We start from the raw sequence: 17483 nt of genomic DNA, 5'->3' as shown, positions 1-17483 counted from the left end.
GCTTCGTTGGACGCTGCATGCGCACTCCGACGAAGCTCCTGACCCTCGCCGCCGCAGCCGGTCTCCTCGCTGCGGCGGCCACCAGCGCCCCGGCGTCCGCGTCGCCGAGGAAGCACGCGCGCACGACCTGGGCACCCGCCGCGACCGCGACGATCCACCCGGGCGTGCAGATGTACACCGAGGGCGCCCAGTGCACCGCCAACTTCGTCTACACCGACGGCTCCGGCAGGACGTACGTCGGCTACGCCGCCCACTGTGCGGGCACCGGCGAGGCGACCGACACCGACGGCTGCCAGGCCGCGTCCCTGCCGCTCGGCACCAAGGTCGACTTCGTCCAGGGTGGCTCCCCGGTCACCGACGGCACCCGGGTCGGCGGCGGGACGCTGGTCTACTCCTCGTGGCTCACCATGCAGCAGCGCGGCGAGACCGACGCCGACACCTGCGCCTACAACGACCTCGCGCTGGTCAAGGTCAACGCTGCCGACGCCGGCAAGGTCAATCCGTCGATCCCGTTCTGGGGTGGGCCGGTGGGCATCAACACCTCCGGCACCGCCGCCGGCGACACCGTCCACAGCTATGGCAGCTCGAGCCTGCGTGCGGGCGTCGAGGCGCTCTCGCCCAAGCAGGGCACCAGCCTCGGCACTGAGGCCGGCGGCTGGTCGCACCCGGTCTACACCGTGACGCCCGGCGTCCCCGGTGACTCCGGTAGCGCGTTCCTCGACGCCGAGGGCAACGCGCTCGGCACGCTGTCGACGCTCGCGATCGCCCCGCTCGCCGGCTCGAACGGCGTCGGGGACATCGCCCACGAGCTCGCCTACGCGAAGGCCCGCAGCGGCATCGGGCGCCTGCGCCTCGTGCGTGGCACGGAGCCGTTCAGCCCTCTGCCCTGAGGCACCGCAACAACCGGGTGACGATCCCGCCCGCCGCTCGCACGGCGCGACCCCGGTCACCTAGGGTCGCGCCATGCGTGCGTGGGGGAGGCTGTCGCCGGGGCTGCGTGCCGTGGTGGTGGTGGCCGCCACGAGCCTGCTCATGGTGCTGGTGGCCTGGGCGTCGCTGATCGGCCCCGACGAGGTCTTCACCGGCCCCGGGCCGACGCCGGCGACGCTGACCACGCCGACCGAGACCTGCATCCCGCTGCCGCCCACCACCGGGCCCGACGCCACCACGGAGGCGCCGGACAACCCCCGCGGGCTGCCCTACTGCCAGCCGCCCGACACCTCGCGCCGTGACGCCACCGACATGGTGCAGCGGGCCGACCCGCCCCTGTGGCTCAGGGTGGTCGTGTGGACCCTCGAGGCAGTGCTGCTGGTCGCGGTGCTGGTGCTGGCGGGTCTCGGCGTGCGCGCGCTCGCCCGTGCCGTACGCCGTCGCGTCGGAGGGCGCGAGGAGCGCCGGGTCGCGGACTTCGTCGAGCTCGGTGAGCCCGAGCGGGTGGCCGAGCAGATGGCCGCCGACGCCGCCGAGCAGGACGCGCTGCTGCGCGAGGGCGAGCCGCGCAACGCCATCGTCGCGGCCTGGCACCGCTTCGAGGTGCAGGGCGAGCGAGCCGGCGTGGGTCGGCGCCCCGCCGAGACCACCTCGGAGTACGCCGTGCGCATCCTCGACCTCGTCGACGCCGACTCCGGGGCCGTGCACCGCCTCGCGGTGCTCTACCGCGAGGCCCGCTTCTCCGAGCACCAGATCACCGAGGACCACCGCGCCACGGCGCTGGAGGCGCTCGCGGCGATCCGTCGCGGCGCGGGGATGCGCGCATGAGGGGCCGGCTGCCCACCGGTCGCTGGCGCTCGCGCCTGGTCGGCGGCGTCGTCATCGGCGTCGTGGCGTACGTCGTCTCGGGGTGGCTCGACTTCGCGCCGAGGCCGGTGCCGCTCGCGGTGATGACCGCCGTCGTGTGCACGCTCGCGTGGCTGCTGCTCGACACCGTCGACCTCGCTCCCGCGAGCTGGCGCACCGCGATGCCGCCACCGGGGGACCGCGTCGACGAGGCCACCTCCGACCTGCGCATCCTGTCCAGCCACCAGCAGGCGAGCGAGCCCAGCGAGGCCGTGCGCGACCGGCTCGTCGCCCTCGCCCGCTCGCGCGACCCCGCGCTCGCCGACGCCCTGCACGACGAGATCGAGCCCCACCACCGCCTCTCGCCCGCCGCGATCGACCGCATCCTGACCCGAATCGAGGAAGTCCGTGACCGAAGCTGAGCCCCGTCCCGATGCCCGCGTGGACGCCGCCGGCGTCGCCGCCTTCGCCGAGGGCGTGCTGGAGGAGGTGGGCCGCGCCGTGGTCGGCAAGCGCGAGGCGCTCACGCTCGTGCTCGCCGGCATCCTGGCCAAGGGTCACGTGCTGCTCGAGGACTACCCCGGCCTGGGCAAGACGCTGGCCGCCCGGTCGTTCGCCGGTGCCCTCGGCCTGGAGTTCGCCCGCGCGCAGTTCACCCCCGACCTGCTGCCGGCCGACCTGACCGGCTCCTACGTCTACGACCAGCGCCGCGCGGAGTTCGACTTCCGTCCCGGGCCGGTCTTCGCCGGGCTGCTGCTCGCCGACGAGATCAACCGCACCCCGCCCAAGACCCAGGCCGCGCTGCTCGAGGCCATGCAGGAGGGCCAGGTCACCGTGGAGGGCCAGACCCACCGGCTGCCGAGCCCGTTCCACGTCCTCGCGACCGCCAATCCGGTGGAGTACGAGGGCACCTACCCGCTGCCCGAGGCCCAGCTCGACCGCTTCCTGCTCCGGGTGGGCTTCGGCTACCCCAGCGCGGGGGAGGAGCACGACGTGCTGCGGCGCCGCCTCGACCGGCAGCGCGAGGAGGTCGACGTACGCCAGGTCACCGACGCGGCGGGGCTCGCCGGCGTCCAGGCCGCGGTCGAGCGGGTGGCGGTCGACGAGTCGGTCGTGCGCTACTGCGTGGACCTGGTGGCCGCGACCCGCACGCACCCCGACGTGCTCACCGGCGCCTCGCCGCGCGGCAGCCTCGGCCTGGTGCTGACCGCCCGCGCGTGGGCCGGCATCCGCGGGCGCGACTTCGTGGTGCCCGAGGACGTCAAGGTGGTGGCCCGTGCGGTGCTGTCGCACCGGGTGACGGTCAAGCCCGACCTCTGGATGACGCAGGCCTCGGGCGCCCGCGTGGTCGACGCGGTGCTCGGGTCGGTCGCCACCCCGCGGCCGCTGGAGTCGCACCGGTGACCTCCTGGCGGCCGACGCCGGCGCTCGTCCGGGCCAGCCTGCTCGCGCTCGGCGGCCTCGCCGGCGCGGTGGTGCTCGGCCTGACGACGCTCGCGGTGCTCGCCGCCCCGTTCGTGGTCGTGGCCGTGATGGGGCTCGTCTCGCGTCCGCGCCACGACCCGGTCCTGCGCACCCGCATCGACCACCACCGGCTGCACGAGGGGCAGGGCACCGCCTCGCGCCTCGACCTCGACGACGCCACCGGCGTCGAGCACGTCACGCGCGTCGCCGCGGCGATGCCGCACGTCGCGACGCGCCCGACCCACGGCGCCAGTGGCTCCCTCGTCGCCGACGGGCTCCCGACGCTGGGCTTCAGCCCGCGGCGGTGGGGGCGTCGCGCGGTCGGCGCCGAGCGCATCGGGCTCACCAGCGCCTGGGCCGGCTGGCGGTGGGGCCCGGTGGACATGCCCGAGCACGGGCTCAGCGTGCTGCCCCAGACCGCGCCGTACGACAGCCGCGCGGAGGTGCCCCAGCCCGACGGCCTGGTCGGGCGGCACCGCTCGCGGCGGATCGGCAGCGGCACCGAGTTCGAGGGGATCCGTCACTTCGCCGCCGGCGACCGGCTCAAGCGGATCACCTGGCCCGTCTCGCTGCGCACCGGCGAGCTGCACGTCATCACCACCCGCGCCGAGCAGGACGCCGGCGTGTGGCTGGTCGTCGACGGGCTGCGCGACATCGGCGTCTCGGGTGGCATCGACGGCGCTGCGAGCACCCTCGACCTCACGGTGCGCGCCGCGGCGGCGCTGGCCGAGCACCACGTGCGCACCGGCGACCGGGTCGGGCTGCTGGTGGTCGCCGCCGACGGGGCGCGCGTGCGCCTCGGGTCCGGCCCGCGCCACCTGCACCGGCTGCAGGGCACGCTCGCCCGGGTGCGCACCGAGGCCCGCAGCGTGCCGCCGGAGCGGCTCGACCTAGGCGCGAGCACCGGCAGCGTGGTCTACGTCCTCTCCCCGATGCTCTTCACCCCGCTCGTCGACGCGACCGCGGGGCTGCAGCGCAGCGGTGCCTCCGTCGTCGTGATCGACACCCTCGGCGAGCGTGACGGCGGGGCCGACCGGCTCGCGCTGGCCAGCCTGGCCGCGCGGATGCAGAAGATCGAGCGCGACGCCCGACTCGAGCGGCTGGCCGACCTCGGGTGCCCCGTGGTGCCCTGGCGCGGCCCGGGCACGCTCGACACGGTGCTGCACCAGCTCGCGCGACGCGCGCGTGCACCCCGGGTGCGGAGGGCATGACGTGGCCGGCCTGAGGATCGTCGCGCCCGGGGTCGAGCGCCCCGTGCTGCTGCTGCGCGCACTCCTGCTGGTGCTGCCGTGCGCGGCACTGGCGCTCGCGCTCCCGGAGGTGCCCCACTGGCTGGTGGTCGGCCTCGTGGTCGCCGGGTCGGTGACGTGGGCGTCCTGGCCCGACCACCCCGCCGGTGCCGTGGTGCTGGTGAGCGTCGCCGGCTGGTGGGCCGTGCACGACGTGCTCGACTGGCGGGTGCCCGTGGTCACGGTGCTGCTGCTCGCCGCGCACGTCGTCGCCACGGTGCTGTCCTACGGTCCCGCGACGCTGGCGCTCGACCCGCACCTCGCGAGGCTCTGGCTGGGCCGCGGCCTGCTGGCGCTCGTGCCGCTCCCGGTGACGTACGCCGCCGCGCGGGGGCTCGACCCCGACCTCGCCCCGGCGTGGACCTGGACCGTCGCCGGCCTGCTGGTCGTCGCCCTGCTGGTGGCAACCGCGCGGCTGACCCGGGCGGAGGAGGAGTGAGCGCGACGGAGGAGGAGCGCGAGCTCTACGCCGAGCTGGTGCTGCAGTGCGCGGAGTCGGTGCCGCGCGGCCACGTGACGACGTACGGAGCGATCGCCGACGTGGTGGGCGAACGGCTGGGGCGGGGCGGCCCCCGGCTGGTCGGCAACGTGATGGCCCGCCACGGCGGCGGCGTGCCCTGGTGGCGGGTGGTCCGCGCCGACGGCTCGCTGCCGCCCTCGCACGACGACGAGGCGCGCCAGGCCTACCTCGAGGAGGGCACGCCGCTGCGACGCGGCGGCGCGGTCGACGTGGGACGTGCGTTCGTCCGCCCGAGCCTGCGGGCACAATGAGCGCCATGCTCTACACGGTCGCGCACGGAGTCATCCCCCCGCTGGCGCGCGCCGTGTGGCGGCCTCGCGTGGAGGGGCTGCACCACGTGCCGTCCACCGGCCCCGTCATCGTGGCGAGCAACCACCTGTCGTTCTTCGACAGCGTCGTCATCCCGGTCGTGGTGCCCCGCAAGGTCGTCTTCCTCGCCAAGTCCGACTACTTCACCGGCACCGGGGTGAAGGGCGCGCTGTCGCGCGCGTGGTTCGAGGGGCTCGGCATGCTGCCGGTCGACCGCGACGACACCAAAGCCGCGATCGCCAGCCTCGACACCGCGCTCGAGGTGCTGCGCCGCGGCGAGGCGTTCGGCATCTACCCCGAGGGCACCCGCTCGCGCGACGGCCGGCTCTACCGTGGCCGGACCGGTGTCGCGCACCTGGCCCTCACAGCCGGCTGCCCGGTCCTCCCGGTCGGCCTGCTGGGGACCGAGGACATCCAGCCCGTCGGCTCCAACCGGCCCCGGCTGCGCGGCGTCGACGTGACGGTGCGCTTCGGTGAGCCGATCCAGGTGGCGGGGGAGTACGACGGCGTGCCCAGCGGGCGCGCGCGCCGCGAGCTCACCGACCGGATCATGGCGGCGATCGGCGGCTTGTCGGGCCAGGAGACGGCCGGGGTCTACAACGAGCGGCCCGCCTCCGCCTGACGGCGTACTGCTGCCGGCCCGCCCGTCCTCGACTCTCGAGCGGTGTGTGAGGGGGATTCGCTGGGCCGGGAATCCTCCTCGGTCACCGGCCTCACGCGTGTCGCCGTACGGCGCGCCGGCGGGCGGTGCGTCAGGCGGAAAGCGGGTCCCCGAAATCCTCCTCACTCACCGCTCAGCCGGCGACCCTCGAAGCCAGGGCAGCCAGCGCCTGCGGGAAGATCTCGGCCGGAGGCGTGACGAGGCCGGCGCCGACCTGGCCGACGCCGGCGACCGCGCCGGCCATGCCGGTGTTGATCTGCGGAAGGATGCCGGTGCGGCACACCTTGCTCACGTCGATGCCGGTGGGCACGCCCTGGAACTCCAGCACGGGCACGGACCAGCGCGGGTTCTCCGCGAGCGTGATCTCGTGCATGCGCCGGGTCGTGGCGAGCGCGTCGGGCACCGAGCCGCCGACCAGGCGCACGATCGCGGGGGCGGTGGCCATCGCGAAGCCGCCGATGCCGGCGGTCTCGGTGATGGCGGAGTCGCCGATGTCGGGGTTGGCGTCGTCGGGCCCGTAGTCGCCGAGGAAGAGTCCCTCCGCCACCTGGGCGGGCCCGGTGAACCACTCGTCGCCGGTGCCGGAGACCTGGATGCCGAAGTCGGTGCCGTTGCGCGCCATCGCCACGACCATCGTGGAGCCCGGGACGTCGCGAGCGGCGTCGAGCGCGAGCTTGCAGGCCGGCATGGCGAGGTTGAGGAAGAAGTGGTCGTTGCCGCCGACGAAGCGGAGCGCGTCGGCGACGTCGGAGCTGCCGAAGCCGCCCGTCTCCTGGCTGAGGACCATCGCGGGGGAGAGGTCGCGCAGCAGCATCAGCGTGCCGGCGCGGTTGCGGTTGTGGGCCTCGTCGCCCATCTGGAGCATCTGGGTGAGGATGCCGGTGACGTCGGTGGCCTCCTCGGTCCCGCGCACCGCGGCCTGGAGCAGCGGACCGAGCACGTCGCCCATCCAGCGCAGGCGGGTCAGCACGTCGGGACCGTAGGCGCCGTAGCGCAGCACCTTGCCCAGGCCCTCGTTGAGGGAGCAGTAGGTGCGCTTGCCGGTGGCGCGGTCCTCGAGCACCCACATCCACATCGACGGCGTGACCACGCCGGCCATCGGGCCGACGGCGCTGCGGTGGTGGCACGGCTCGAGGCTGACGTTGCTGCCCGACTCGAAGAGCGCGACGGCGTCCTCGGGGTCGTCGACCAGGCCCTCGAGCGCGGCCCCGCCCATCAGAGCGCCGCGCAGGGGTCCGGAGGTGCGGTCCCACGTGATCGGCGGGCCGGCGTGGAGGAACTGGCCGCGCTCGAGGCCGAGGACCTCCGAGGCGGGCGCGACGTCGACGAGGTGGGCGGTGACGCCGAGCATCGCCTCGACGGCCTTCCGGTTGGCCTCCGGACGACGCGGGTCGGTGGCGACGGCGGCGAGGTCGGCCTCCGTGCCGGGCATCGGCGGGCGCCAGTCGACGCGCTCGACGCCCACGGCCTGTCCGGCGACGGCGTCGGCGAACATGTCGGCGCCCACGGTCACGACGGTGGTCTCGCTCATCGCTGGGCTCCTTCGATCAGCTGGACGACGCGGCGGGTGGCCGCGGCGTTGGAGAGGTGGACCTCGGCACCGGCGGCGACGAGCGCGTCGCGCTGCGCCGAGAGGTCCTGCGGGTCCAGGTCGGTGCCGACGAGGCTCACCACGACCGGGATGCGGCGCTCGCTGCGGGCCGCGGCGATGGCGGGCGCGAGGTGCGCGGCCGGGTCGGGCTCCGCCCCGTGGCCGAGCACGAGGTCGAGCAGGATGGCGCCGGTCGCGGGGTCGGCCGCGGCCCGGGCGACCTGCTCGTTGCGCAGGGTCGGGTCGATCATCGGGTGGGCGCGGCCCTGGGTGAGGGCGTCGTCGCCGAAGTCGACCATGACGTGGTCGTCCACGAGCAGCTCCTCGCCCAGCGCGAGCTCGGGCGAGAGCGGGATGTTGCTGCGGATCGGGCCCAGCCGCTCGGCGGCGATGAGCATCGACTCGTCGCACAGGGTGCCGCCGACGAAGAGCCCCCGCAGCAGCGGGCCGGTGGCAGGCCCGGTGTTGTCGGCTCCGTGCACCGGCCACTGCGGCGCCTGGTGGCCGAGCCGGGCCAGCACGGCCTCGGCGACGGTCGTCAGGTCGCGCTGGCCGCGGCCGAGCAGGCCGAGCTCGACCGGCGTGGAGAGGGCCTCGGCCTCGCGGGCCAGGGTCTCGGCGACCTCCGGTGCGGGCGGCTTGGAGACGACGACGACGAGGTCCACGTCCGGGTCGGCGTCGAGGCGGCGCAGCGCCTCACGGGTGGCGAGGCCGCCCACGACGGACGACAGGTCGCGCCCGCCCACGCCGAGCGCATGGCGTACGCCGACCTCCTCGAGGCCGGCGCCGGCGTGGTGCAGGAGGGCGAGCAGCTGCTGGCAGCCGGTGCCCGAGGCGGCGACGAGCCCGATGCGGCCCGGGCGCACGGTGTTGGCGAAGCCCAGGCCGATCCCGTCGATGACGGCCGTGCCGCAGTCCGGACCCATGACGAGCGCACCGCGGGTGGCGGCGTAGGTCTTGAGGGCGACCTCCTCGGCGACGGGCACGTTGTCGCTGAAGACCATCACGTCGTGGCCGGCCTCGAGGGCGTCCATCGCCTCGACGGTCGCGCTCGCGCCGGGCACCGAGACGAGCACCACCGATCCCGCGCCCGTACGACGCAGCGCGGACGCGGTCGTGCGCGGCGGGGCGACCTGCGCGTCGCCCTGGCCCGGCCGGGTCGGGACGAGCGCGGCGTCGACCGCGGCCAGCGCGGCGGTGACGTCGGCACCGGCGTCGAGGCGCAGCGCGACGACCATGTCGTTGGGCGAGGAGTCGGGCACGTCGAAGCCCATGCCGGCGAGCACCTCGAGGTTGAGCCCGGTGGCCATCGCCACCTGCGCGGCAACGACGCCGGGCGCGGCCTGCACCGCCCGGCTGACCTGGAGCAGGGTCACCGAGTCGGCGTACGCGCCGCTGCGGAGCTCGACGTGGTCCTTGGTCGGTGTGCTCATGCTGCCCTCCCGGGGCGGTCGGTGGGGTGGTCGGTGGAGATCGAGGCGAGCGCCAGGCGGGCGCCCGCGAGCAGGCCCGCACCGGAGGTGGCGCCCACGGCGAGCAGGTCGGCGGTGGTGGTGTCGTCCGGGGCGGCCAGCCACGCGGCGAGCTGCGGCAGCGCCTCGCCCTGCACGGCGCACTCGAGCAGCGTGGCGGAGAGCAGGGTGGTGACGCCGAGGCGACGGCGTACGGCGGCGGACAGGACGGCGTCGGGTCGTCCGTGGGCGGCGCGGGTCACCAGCCAGCCGGCGAGGACGTCGTCGCCGAGCGGCGTGAGGCCGGGCCCCCGACCCAGGAGGCGGTCGAGGTGGGCCGGGGTCAGGCGCCCGTCGGCGGGCAGGTCGAGGCCCGGCGTCATGGGGATCGCGGGTGCGGACCTGCAGGTCCCATGACGTCCGACGCGGGTGACGCGGGGGTCGACGACGCGGCCGATGCGCACCTCCTCGCCGCCGATCGTGAGCGTGCCGCCCGCGACCACGACGGGCCGTCCGGCGAGGGGGGTGAGGTCGTCGACGGTCGACCACAGCGCGCAGGGCACCCGGGTGGCGGTCGAGGAGACCAGGCCCAGGCACCAGCCGTCGAGGTCGACGTAGATCGCGGTGCTGCTCGCGTGCAGCACCGGGCGTACGCCGTCGTCGGCCGCGGCGAGTCGCTCCTGCACCCGGACCGGCGCCGCGACCGGGATCACGGGGCGGGCCGGACTGGACATCACCGCACAGACGCTAGCGGCACATGGCAGACTCGCGAATGTGAGTTCCTGACAAGCAAGGGGCAGAAGTGGGCCAAGAGTTGATAAGCGATCCTGAGGCTGTCGCCGCGCTGCACCGCGCTGACGCGCTCCACACCGCGCTCTCGCACATCGTGCTGGAGGGCGGCGACCTGGTCGCGATCGCCGAGGCGGTGGGCGCCGCGCTCGGCTGTGGGGTCGTCTTCACCTCGACCGACGGCCGCGAGCGCGCGGCCCACCTCGACGAGGCGCAGCGCGAGGCGCTCGCGGGCGCCGACCTGGTCGACCCCACCGGACGCGTGCGGGTCGAGCGGATCGACCCCGGCGGCACCGCGGTCGGCGAGGGCGAGGCCCTGGTGCGCCGCGTGGTGGCGGCGGGCGTCGACCTCGCGCGGCTCGTGGCCCTCAACCCCGACGGCAAGATCCACTCCTCCGACGCGCACGCGCTGGAGCGGGCCGCGATCGTGGCCGCGCTGCTGGTCACCCGCGTCGAGGCCGTGACGGCGGTGGAGAACAAGTACCGGGGCGACTTCCTGCGCGACGTGTTCCTCGGCCGCGCGGGCGAGGAGGACTACGTCGCCGAGCACGCGCAGGCCTTCGGCTGGCACCTCGACCGGCCGGTGATGGTCGTGGTCGCGGTGCTCGACCCCGACGCGGTGGCCGCGCTCGTGTCCTCGCCCGAGGACCGGCGCGCCTGGCAGGACCGGTTCGCCAACGCGTGGCGCCAGGTGAGCGCAGGCGTCGACGGCAGCATCGCCTCGGTGGCCTTCAGCCGCGAGGTGGTCACGCTCGTGCCGGTGGACACCGACGCCGACCCGGCGAGCACGCACGCCGCCGTCGACCGGATCGTCGAGGCCGTGCGAGGCGACCGCGGGGGCGGGCGCATCTCCTTCTCGGCCGGGGTCAGCCGTGTCGCGCACGACCTGGGCGAGCTGCCCGAGGCGTTCCGCCAGGCCCAGCGGGCGGTGGAGATCGGTCGCCGGGTGCACGGCGGGGGCACGGTGACCCGCTTCGACCAGCTCGGCCTGCACCGGCTGCTCGCGCTCGTGCCCGACGGCGCCGAGCTGACGGCGTTCGCCGCCGACGTGCTCGGTCCGCTCGCCGAGCGCACCCCTGAGGCCGCCGACCTGCGCGAGACCCTGCAGGTGCTGCTCGACACCAACTTCAACGTCGCCGAGGCCGCGCGGGCGCAGTTCTTCCACTACAACACGATGCGCTACCGCGTCGGCAAGCTGCAGCGGATCCTCGGCCCGGTCGCCACCGACCCCCACCTGCGACTCGACGTGGCGGTGGCGCTGCGGGCGCTGGAGATCGCGGGCTGAGGGTGGCGCGCGAGCGGGGGACGGGCGTGCGCCTGCGCACGTGGCTCGCACTGCTGACGGCCTTCGTGGTCGGGGCGGTGGTGTGGACGCTCGGCGCATCGTGGGTCTTCGTCCGCGTGGCCGGCCTCCTTGCCGAGGGCCCCTTCGAGGTCTTGCTCGACAACCGCTCCGGGGAGGCCGTCGTGGTCACCCTGACCCAGGTCGGTGCCACGGCCGGCACGCGGCACCCCATGCCGGTCGACTCGATCGCGGGCACGAGCTGGAGCGGTTGTGCCGCGACGGAGGTCGTGGTCGAGCTGCGCGGCGTCCCGGACACCGAGGTGTCGCGCGAGCGGCTCGACGTCTGCGACGGGGACCGGGTCGTCGTGGGAGCGGGCTTCGGCGTCAGCGTCGGGTGAGGCCCTGCTGCGCGAGACGGCGTACGCGTCAGGGCCGGCGCACGCCGTACCACTGCTCGGCGCCGAGCTCCTCGAAGCGCTCGAGCTCGGCGAACCCCAGCCGCACGGCGAGCGCGCGGGAGCGGGTGTTGGCCGACTGGGTGCACACCACCACCGGCTCGTCGAAGCGCTCGGCTGCCCACGCCAGGACGGCGGACCCGGCCTCGGTGGCGTAGCCGTGGCCCCAGGCGGATTCCGGCAGGACATAGCTGAGCTCGAGGTCGCCGCCCGGGGTGCCGGCCCGGCCCGGGCGAGCGGTGTCGCGCCGCCCGATCCCCATCCAGCCGACGAACCGGTCGTCGTGCTCCATCACGAACTGGCCCGGCCGGTCCGCCGGCACGCGCGGCAGCTCGGCGTCCAGCTCGGCGCGGTCGCGGCCGCCGCCGAGGTGGTGGTTGACGACGTCGTCGGAGCCGAGGTCGAGGAAGTGCTCGCGGTCGCGCGCCTCGGGGGCGCGCAGGAGCAGCCGTGCGGTGCGGATCGGCTCCGGCGGCCAGTCGTCGACGAGCAGCGGGAGCGCCATGGCAGGGGAGCGTAGCCGCGCGGAAGAACTTGTCATCGACACCGGCGTTCCTTCGGCATATCTCGCCAGTGAGGGTGTGTGATGTGGCGCACTAGTTTGTGGTTTCTCGGGTACCCACCCCTGTGAAATCTGGAGGCCTGCACATGTCGATGTTCAAGTGGGACGTGGTCGATCCTGCGCCCGGCCAGGCGGTGCTCCCGCACCAACGCCTGCCGTGGGGCAAGACGGTCGGTCTGGGTGCCCAGCACGTGGTGGCCATGTTCGGCGCCACCTTCGTCTTCCCGTTGGTGATGGGGCTCGACCCCAACCTCGCCATCATGTTCTCGGGTCTCTGCACGATCCTGTTCCTGCTCATCGTGCAGAACCGCGTGCCGAGCTACCTCGGCACCAGCGCGTCCTTCGTCGCCTCCGTGGCGGCGATCCGCGCGCTCGACAGCGGCAACGACTCGTCGTACGTCACCGGCGCCATCCTCGTCGGCGGGCTCGTGCTTGCTGCCGTCGGCGTGCTCGTGCACTTCGCCGGCGCCGAGCTGATCCACCGCATCCTGCCGCCGGCCGTCACCGGCGCCGTCGTGATGCTGATCGGCTTCAACCTCGCCCCGGTCGTGGCCGGCATCTACTGGCCCCAGGACCAGTGGATCGCGCTGCTGACCGCGGCCTTCATGGTGTTCGCGGCCGTTGCGCTGCCCGGCTTCTGGTCGCGCATCGCGGTGTTCCTCGCGCTGATCTTCGGCTACGTCCTGTCGTGGGTGGCCGACCTCGTGCTCGGCCCGATCACGTCCGTGCTGGGCGGCGCCACCGAGGCCACCGAGCACGACCGCGTGTCGTGGGCCGGTGTCCAGGCCGCCGACTGGCTCGGCCTGCCGAGCGGCACCCTGGCCGACGGCGTGTCCGTCGTGCACGGCCCGTCGTTCTCCCTGACCGCCATCCTGCTCGTCCTGCCCGGCGTCATCGCGCTCGTCGCGGAGAACACCGGCCACGTCAAGGCGGTCGCGGAGATGACCGGCGAGAACCTCGACCCCTACATGGGCCGCGCGATCGGCGCCGACGGCATCGCGACCGCGTTCGCCAGCGCCTTCGGTGGCTCGCCGACCACGACGTACGCCGAGAACATCGGCGTCATGGGCGCCACGCGGGTCTACTCCACCGCGGCCTACTACGTCGCCGCTGCCGTCGCGATCCTGCTGGGCCTCTGCCCGAAGTTCGGCGCGATCGTCAACGCGACCCCGGGCGGCGTCCTGGGCGGCATCACCGTGGTGCTCTACGGGATGATCGGACTCGTGGGCGCGAAGATCTGGGTCGAGAACAACATCGACTTCGGCAACCCGGTCAACATGGTCGGCCTCGCGGCCGGCCTGATCGCCGGCATCGGTGGCGTGAAGCTCACCTTCGGCAACGACTTCGAGCTCGGCGGCATCGCCCTGGGCACGATCCTGGTGATCGTGTTCTTCCACATGGTCAAGGGTCGCGGCACCCACGGCGCCGGCACGGTCACCCGCAACCTCAGCCACCCCGACTACGACGGCGGCGTCGACGACGCAGCCTCCGGAGGCACCACCCACCGATGAAGCCCGCACCCTTCGCCTACCTGCGCCCAGCAACCCTCGAGGAAGCCCTCGCGGCGCTCGCGGGGGAGCAGGGGGCGAAGGTGCTGGCCGGCGGTCAGTCCCTGGTCCCGCTGCTGTCCATGCGGCTGGCCGCTCCGTCGATGCTCATCGACATCAACGCCCTGCCGGACCTCGGTCACGTCACCACCTCCCACGAGGGGGACGCGACCGGGGTCCGGGTCGGGGCCCTCGCCCGCCACGCCCACGTGCTCGCCTCTGACGAGGCGGCCGAGGTGCAGCCGCTCGTGCGGATGGCGCTCTCCCACGTGGCCCACCCGACGATCCGCAACCGGGGCACCACGGTCGGCTCCCTGGTGCACGCCGACGCCGCGGCCGAGATGCCGATGGTGCTGCGGCTCCTGGAGGGATCGGTCGACGTCGCGTCGGTGCGCGGTCGTCGTACGATCCCGGCCGCCGAGCTCTTCGCCGGCCCGCTCGAGTCCACGCTGGCCCACGACGAGATCGCGGTGGAGGCCTTCTTCCCCGCGCTGGCACCCGGCGCGGGCGTGGCGTTTGAGGAGATCGCCCGCCGCCACGGCGACTACGCGCTCGTCGGCGTCGCCGCGCACGTCGAGACCGACGGCGACACCGTCACCCGGGCCCGCCTGGGCTACCTGTCGGTGAGCGACGTCCCCGTCGTCGTCGACGTCACCGCCGCCCTCGACGACCCCGCGTCGGCGGCGCTCGCCGAGCTCGAGCCGGTCGACGACATCCACGCCACCGCCGACTACCGCGCACACCTCGTGCGCGTGCTGACCCCGCGTGTGCTCGCCGCGGCGACCGACCACGCCCGCTCGCGGGCAGGAGAGGCGATCCCCTCGTGACCACCGAACAGCTCCACGACGTCCGGCTGCACGTCAACGGCTCCGTCCACGAGGTGCAGGTGCCCGCGCGGCGCCTGCTCTCCGACGCACTGCGCCACGACTGCGGCCTCACCGGCACCCACGTCGGCTGCGAGCACGGCGTGTGCGGCGCGTGCACGATCCTGGTCGACGGCGCCCCGGTGCGCTCGTGCCTGATGCTCGCGGTCTCGGCGGTCGACTCCGAGATCACCACCGTCGAGGGCCTCACCGAGGACGACGGCACCCCACAGGGCCGGCTCAGCCCGGTGCAGCAGGCGTTCAGCGACTGCCACGGCCTGCAGTGCGGCTTCTGCACGCCGGGCTTCCTCACCACGATCACCGCCGGGCTGCGCGACAACCCCGACCCGAGCGAGGAGGAGGCGCGCGAGATGATCGCGGGCAACCTGTGTCGCTGCACGGGCTACCAGAACATCGTGAAGTCCGTGCTCCGCGCCGCCGAGATCCAAGGCGAGATCCAGGGCGAGATCCAGGGCGAGATCGAGCGGGAGCGCGGATGACCACCAAGCTCTTCGGCACCAAGGTGCCGCGCGTGGAGGACCAGCGCTTCCTGCGCGGCCAGGGCCGCTACGTCGACGACCTGCTCCACGACGACCCGCGGCTGCTGCACGCCGCGGTGCTGCGCTCGCCGCACGCACATGCCCGCATCGTCGACATCGACGTGGCCGACGTGCTCGACGTCGACGGCGTGCTCGCTGTCTGGACCTACGACGACCTCACCGGCCCCATGGCCGAGCCGCTGCCGCTGCTCATCCCGCACCCGGCCCTGACCCACGGCCGCACCCAGTACGCCCTGGCGAAGGACGAGGTCAACTACGTCGGCGAGGCGATCGCCTTCGTCGTCGCGGTCGACCGCTACGTCGCCGAGGACGCTGTCGCCCGCATCCGCGTGGACTACGAGCAGCTGAAGCCGGTGGTCGGCATCGCCGCCGCCCGCGCGGCGCAGCGCACCGTTCACGACGACGTACCGGACAACGTCGGTGCCCGTCTCGAGCAGGAGAACGGCGACGCGCGCGCCGCGATCGCCGCCGCCCCGCACGCGCTGGTCCTCGACCTCGACATCGAGCGCTCGGCCTGCACGCCCATGGAGGGCCGCGGCACCGTCGCGCGCTGGGACCCCGACACCAGCCGGCTCACGGTGTGGTCGTCGACGCAGACCTCGACGGGCGTACGCGGGTGCGTGGCGGCCAAGCTCGGCCTCGACCTGGCGAAGGTCGACGTCATCACCCCCGACGTCGGGGGCGGTTTCGGCGTCAAGGTCGTGCACCCGTGGCCCGAGGAGCTCCTCGTGCCGCTGGCGGCGATGACGCTGGGCCGTCCGGTGAAGTTCACCGAGGACCGGCGCGAGCACTTCATCTCCTCCGCCCACGAGCGCGCCCAGCAGCACCACGTCGAGGTCGGCTTCGACGACGAGGGCCGCCTGCTCGGGCTCGACGTCGAGTTCTGGCACGACCACGGCGCCTACACGCCCTACGGCCTGATCGTCCCGATCATCACCTCCACGCAGCTGCTCGGCCCCTACAAGCCGCAGAACTACCGCGTGGTGTTCTCCTCGCTCTACACCAACACCGTGATCGTCACCCCCTACCGCGGCGCCGGTCGCCCGCAGGGCTGCTTCGTCATGGAGCGCACGATGGACGCGATCGCGGCCTACCTCGGCAAGGACCGCACCGAGGTGCGCAGCGCCAACTTCATCCAACCCGACGAGTTCCCCTACGAGCACGGCCTGGTCTTCCAGGACGGTCGCGAGCTGACCTACGACTCCGGCGACTACCCGGCCTCGCTCGCCAAGCTCAAGGAGCTGGTCGGCTGGGACGAGTTCGAGGACTTCCGCGCCGAGATGGCGGCGCAGGGGCGCAAGGTCGGCATCGGCCTCGCCTGCTACGTCGAGGGCACCGGCGTCGGCCCCTACGAGGGTGCGCACGTGCACATCGAGACCTCCGGCAAGGTCAAGGTCGCCACCGGCCTGACCACGCAGGGCCAGGGCCACCAGACGGCGTTCGCCCAGATCGTCGCCGACACCCTCGGCGTGCGCTTCGAGGACGTCGAGATCACCACCGGCGACACCCGCAAGATGCCCTACGCCGTGGGCACCTTCGCCTCGCGCGCCGCGGTGATGAGCGGCTCGGCGATCCACCTGGCCTCCCTGCGCGCGAAGGAGAAGGCGCTGCGGATCGCGGCCGAGGCGCTGGAGGCGTCCGAGGACGACCTCGAGATCGTCGACGGCGTCGTGTCGGTCAAGGGCACCGACGCGAAGATCGACCTCGGCACCGTCGCGGTGCTGTCCAACCCGCTGCGCTACGCCTTCGACGAGGCGTCCAAGGCGGCCACCCAGTTCAGCGTCGGCGACCCCGGCAAGCCGCCGGTCGACGAGGACGACGAGCCGGGCCTGGAGGGCAAGGACTTCTACTCCCCGCCGCGCTCCACCTTCGCCAGCGGCATGCACGCCGTGATCGTGGAGACCGACCCCGACACCGCCGAGATCACGATCCTGAAGTACGCCGTCGTCCACGACTGCGGCCACCTCATCAACCCGATGATCGTCGAGGGCCAGATCCACGGCGGCGTCGCGCAGGGCGTGGGCGGTGCGCTCTACGAGCGGATGGCCTACGACGAGTCCGGACAGCTGCTCAACGCCTCGTTCATGGACTTCCTCATGCCCTACGTCACCGAGGTGCCGACCTCGATCGAGATCGACCACCTCGAGACCCCCTCCCCGCTCAACCCGCTCGGCATCAAGGGTGCGGGCGAGGCCGGCGTCATCCCGTCGGCCGCCGTCTTCGCGGCCGCCATCGAGGACGCCGAGGGCTTCCCGATCACGGCCATGCCCATCTCGCCGTCCGAGCTCTACGCGCTGCGCCTCGAGCACGCCGACAACTCATTCGCTGGTTGAGGAGGGCGCCCTGCGCCCGTCTCGAAAC

The 17483-nt window shown here is 74.0% G+C and carries 18 protein-coding genes; 14 read left to right on the top strand and 4 right to left on the bottom strand.

The window, feature by feature from the left end; all coding sequences use genetic code 11:
• The first annotated feature begins 17 nt into the window (after positions 1-17).
• The 8 genes from ASG76_RS07180 to ASG76_RS07145 all read left to right on the top strand — a co-directional run bounded on the left by ASG76_RS07180 (position 18) and on the right by ASG76_RS07145 (position 5980).
• Positions 18-890 (top strand): hypothetical protein, encoded by an 873-nt coding sequence (locus ASG76_RS07180; protein WP_056601800.1) that lies wholly within the window; start codon positions 18-20, stop codon positions 888-890.
• Between the two features lie 73 nt (positions 891-963).
• A complete protein-coding gene (locus tag ASG76_RS07175; protein WP_056601799.1) occupies positions 964-1758 on the top strand; it encodes a DUF4129 domain-containing protein in 795 nt (264 codons plus the stop codon).
• Entirely contained in the window at positions 1755-2198 is a 444-nt protein-coding gene (locus ASG76_RS07170) for a hypothetical protein (protein ID WP_056601798.1), read from the top strand. Before ASG76_RS07175 ends, ASG76_RS07170 begins: the two co-directional genes overlap by 4 nt.
• A complete protein-coding gene (locus ASG76_RS07165; RefSeq protein WP_082587335.1) occupies positions 2185-3180 on the top strand; it encodes an AAA family ATPase in 996 nt (331 codons plus the stop codon). Before ASG76_RS07170 ends, ASG76_RS07165 begins: the two co-directional genes overlap by 14 nt.
• The gene (locus ASG76_RS07160) at positions 3177-4451 is read left to right on the top strand and encodes a DUF58 domain-containing protein (RefSeq protein WP_056601796.1); all 1275 of its coding nucleotides are present in this window, start codon (positions 3177-3179) and stop codon (positions 4449-4451) included. Before ASG76_RS07165 ends, ASG76_RS07160 begins: the two co-directional genes overlap by 4 nt.
• 1 nt (position 4452) lies before the next feature.
• Entirely contained in the window at positions 4453-4968 is a 516-nt protein-coding gene (locus ASG76_RS07155) for a hypothetical protein (protein WP_056601795.1), read from the top strand.
• The gene (locus ASG76_RS07150; RefSeq protein ID WP_056601794.1) at positions 4965-5300 is read left to right on the top strand and encodes an MGMT family protein; all 336 of its coding nucleotides are present in this window, start codon (positions 4965-4967) and stop codon (positions 5298-5300) included. The genes ASG76_RS07155 and ASG76_RS07150 overlap by 4 nt, the downstream gene beginning before the upstream one ends.
• Positions 5301-5305: 5 nt before the next feature.
• Positions 5306-5980, top strand: a complete 675-nt coding sequence (locus ASG76_RS07145; protein ID WP_056601793.1) for a lysophospholipid acyltransferase family protein — start codon at positions 5306-5308, stop codon at positions 5978-5980.
• A gap of 172 nt (positions 5981-6152) precedes the next feature.
• Here ASG76_RS07145 and ASG76_RS07140 read toward each other — a convergent pair whose 3' ends face one another.
• From ASG76_RS07140 to ASG76_RS07130, 3 genes are read right to left on the bottom strand one after another with little or no spacing between them, the layout of a single operon-like run.
• The gene (locus ASG76_RS07140; protein ID WP_056601792.1) at positions 6153-7550 is read right to left on the bottom strand and encodes a DUF1116 domain-containing protein; all 1398 of its coding nucleotides are present in this window, start codon (positions 7548-7550) and stop codon (positions 6153-6155) included.
• Positions 7547-9043, bottom strand: coding sequence for an FdrA family protein (locus ASG76_RS07135; protein WP_056601791.1), 1497 nt, complete (start codon positions 9041-9043; stop codon positions 7547-7549). Before ASG76_RS07135 ends, ASG76_RS07140 begins: the two co-directional genes overlap by 4 nt.
• Positions 9040-9795, bottom strand: a complete 756-nt coding sequence (locus ASG76_RS07130; RefSeq protein ID WP_082587334.1) for a DUF2877 domain-containing protein — start codon at positions 9793-9795, stop codon at positions 9040-9042. Before ASG76_RS07130 ends, ASG76_RS07135 begins: the two co-directional genes overlap by 4 nt.
• Positions 9796-9875: 80 nt before the next feature.
• On the opposite strand from ASG76_RS07130, the gene ASG76_RS07125 reads away from it, so the two are divergent.
• Together ASG76_RS07125 and ASG76_RS07120 are read left to right on the top strand one after the other, a co-directional pair.
• Positions 9876-11135, top strand: a complete 1260-nt coding sequence (locus tag ASG76_RS07125; RefSeq protein WP_157559008.1) for a PucR family transcriptional regulator — start codon at positions 9876-9878, stop codon at positions 11133-11135.
• A gap of 26 nt (positions 11136-11161) precedes the next feature.
• Positions 11162-11533 (top strand): hypothetical protein, encoded by a 372-nt coding sequence (locus ASG76_RS07120; RefSeq protein WP_157559007.1) that lies wholly within the window; start codon positions 11162-11164, stop codon positions 11531-11533.
• Between the two features lie 28 nt (positions 11534-11561).
• On the opposite strand, the gene ASG76_RS07115 is transcribed toward ASG76_RS07120, so the two are convergent.
• On the bottom strand, positions 11562-12095 hold the full coding sequence (locus ASG76_RS07115) for a GNAT family N-acetyltransferase (protein ID WP_056601787.1): 534 nt from the start codon (positions 12093-12095) through the stop codon (positions 11562-11564).
• A gap of 143 nt (positions 12096-12238) precedes the next feature.
• On the opposite strand from ASG76_RS07115, the gene ASG76_RS07110 reads away from it, so the two are divergent.
• The 4 genes from ASG76_RS07110 to cutA are packed head-to-tail and all read left to right on the top strand — an operon-like array spanning position 12239 to position 17455.
• Positions 12239-13663 carry a uracil-xanthine permease family protein gene (locus ASG76_RS07110; RefSeq protein WP_200948092.1) on the top strand — a complete coding sequence of 475 codons (1425 nt, stop codon included), beginning with the start codon at positions 12239-12241 and terminating at the stop codon, positions 13661-13663.
• On the top strand, positions 13660-14526 hold the full coding sequence (locus ASG76_RS07105) for an FAD binding domain-containing protein (RefSeq protein ID WP_056601786.1): 867 nt from the start codon (positions 13660-13662) through the stop codon (positions 14524-14526). Before ASG76_RS07110 ends, ASG76_RS07105 begins: the two co-directional genes overlap by 4 nt.
• Positions 14523-15062 (top strand): (2Fe-2S)-binding protein, encoded by a 540-nt coding sequence (locus ASG76_RS07100; RefSeq protein WP_056601785.1) that lies wholly within the window; start codon positions 14523-14525, stop codon positions 15060-15062. Before ASG76_RS07105 ends, ASG76_RS07100 begins: the two co-directional genes overlap by 4 nt.
• The gene (cutA, locus tag ASG76_RS07095) at positions 15059-17455 is read left to right on the top strand and encodes an aerobic carbon-monoxide dehydrogenase large subunit (protein WP_056601784.1); all 2397 of its coding nucleotides are present in this window, start codon (positions 15059-15061) and stop codon (positions 17453-17455) included. Before ASG76_RS07100 ends, cutA begins: the two co-directional genes overlap by 4 nt.
• The last annotated feature ends 28 nt before the right edge of the window (positions 17456-17483 follow it).

The organism is Nocardioides sp. Soil774 (genome assembly GCF_001428125.1).
In the GTDB taxonomy this organism is placed as follows: Bacteria; Actinomycetota; Actinomycetes; order Propionibacteriales; family Nocardioidaceae; genus Nocardioides.
This window is presented reverse-complemented; position numbering and strand designations above follow the sequence as displayed.

Bases quoted from the DNA above. Each gene is read 5' to 3' on its own strand.
- ASG76_RS07180 (WP_056601800.1), top strand. From the start codon at position 18: ATGCGCACTCCGACGAAGCTCCTGACCCTCGCCGCCGCAGCCGGTCTC.
- ASG76_RS07175 (WP_056601799.1), top strand. From the start codon at position 964: ATGCGTGCGTGGGGGAGGCTGTCGCCGGGGCTGCGTGCCGTGGTGGTG.
- ASG76_RS07170 (WP_056601798.1), top strand. From the start codon at position 1,755: ATGAGGGGCCGGCTGCCCACCGGTCGCTGGCGCTCGCGCCTGGTCGGC.
- ASG76_RS07145 (WP_056601793.1), top strand. From the start codon at position 5,306: ATGCTCTACACGGTCGCGCACGGAGTCATCCCCCCGCTGGCGCGCGCC.
- ASG76_RS07140 (WP_056601792.1), bottom strand. From the start codon at position 7,550: ATGAGCGAGACCACCGTCGTGACCGTGGGCGCCGACATGTTCGCCGAC.
- ASG76_RS07135 (WP_056601791.1), bottom strand. From the start codon at position 9,043: ATGAGCACACCGACCAAGGACCACGTCGAGCTCCGCAGCGGCGCGTAC.
- ASG76_RS07130 (WP_082587334.1), bottom strand. From the start codon at position 9,795: ATGTCCAGTCCGGCCCGCCCCGTGATCCCGGTCGCGGCGCCGGTCCGG.
- ASG76_RS07115 (WP_056601787.1), bottom strand. From the start codon at position 12,095: ATGGCGCTCCCGCTGCTCGTCGACGACTGGCCGCCGGAGCCGATCCGC.
- ASG76_RS07110 (WP_200948092.1), top strand. From the start codon at position 12,239: ATGTCGATGTTCAAGTGGGACGTGGTCGATCCTGCGCCCGGCCAGGCG.
- ASG76_RS07105 (WP_056601786.1), top strand. From the start codon at position 13,660: ATGAAGCCCGCACCCTTCGCCTACCTGCGCCCAGCAACCCTCGAGGAA.
- cutA (WP_056601784.1), top strand. From the start codon at position 15,059: ATGACCACCAAGCTCTTCGGCACCAAGGTGCCGCGCGTGGAGGACCAG.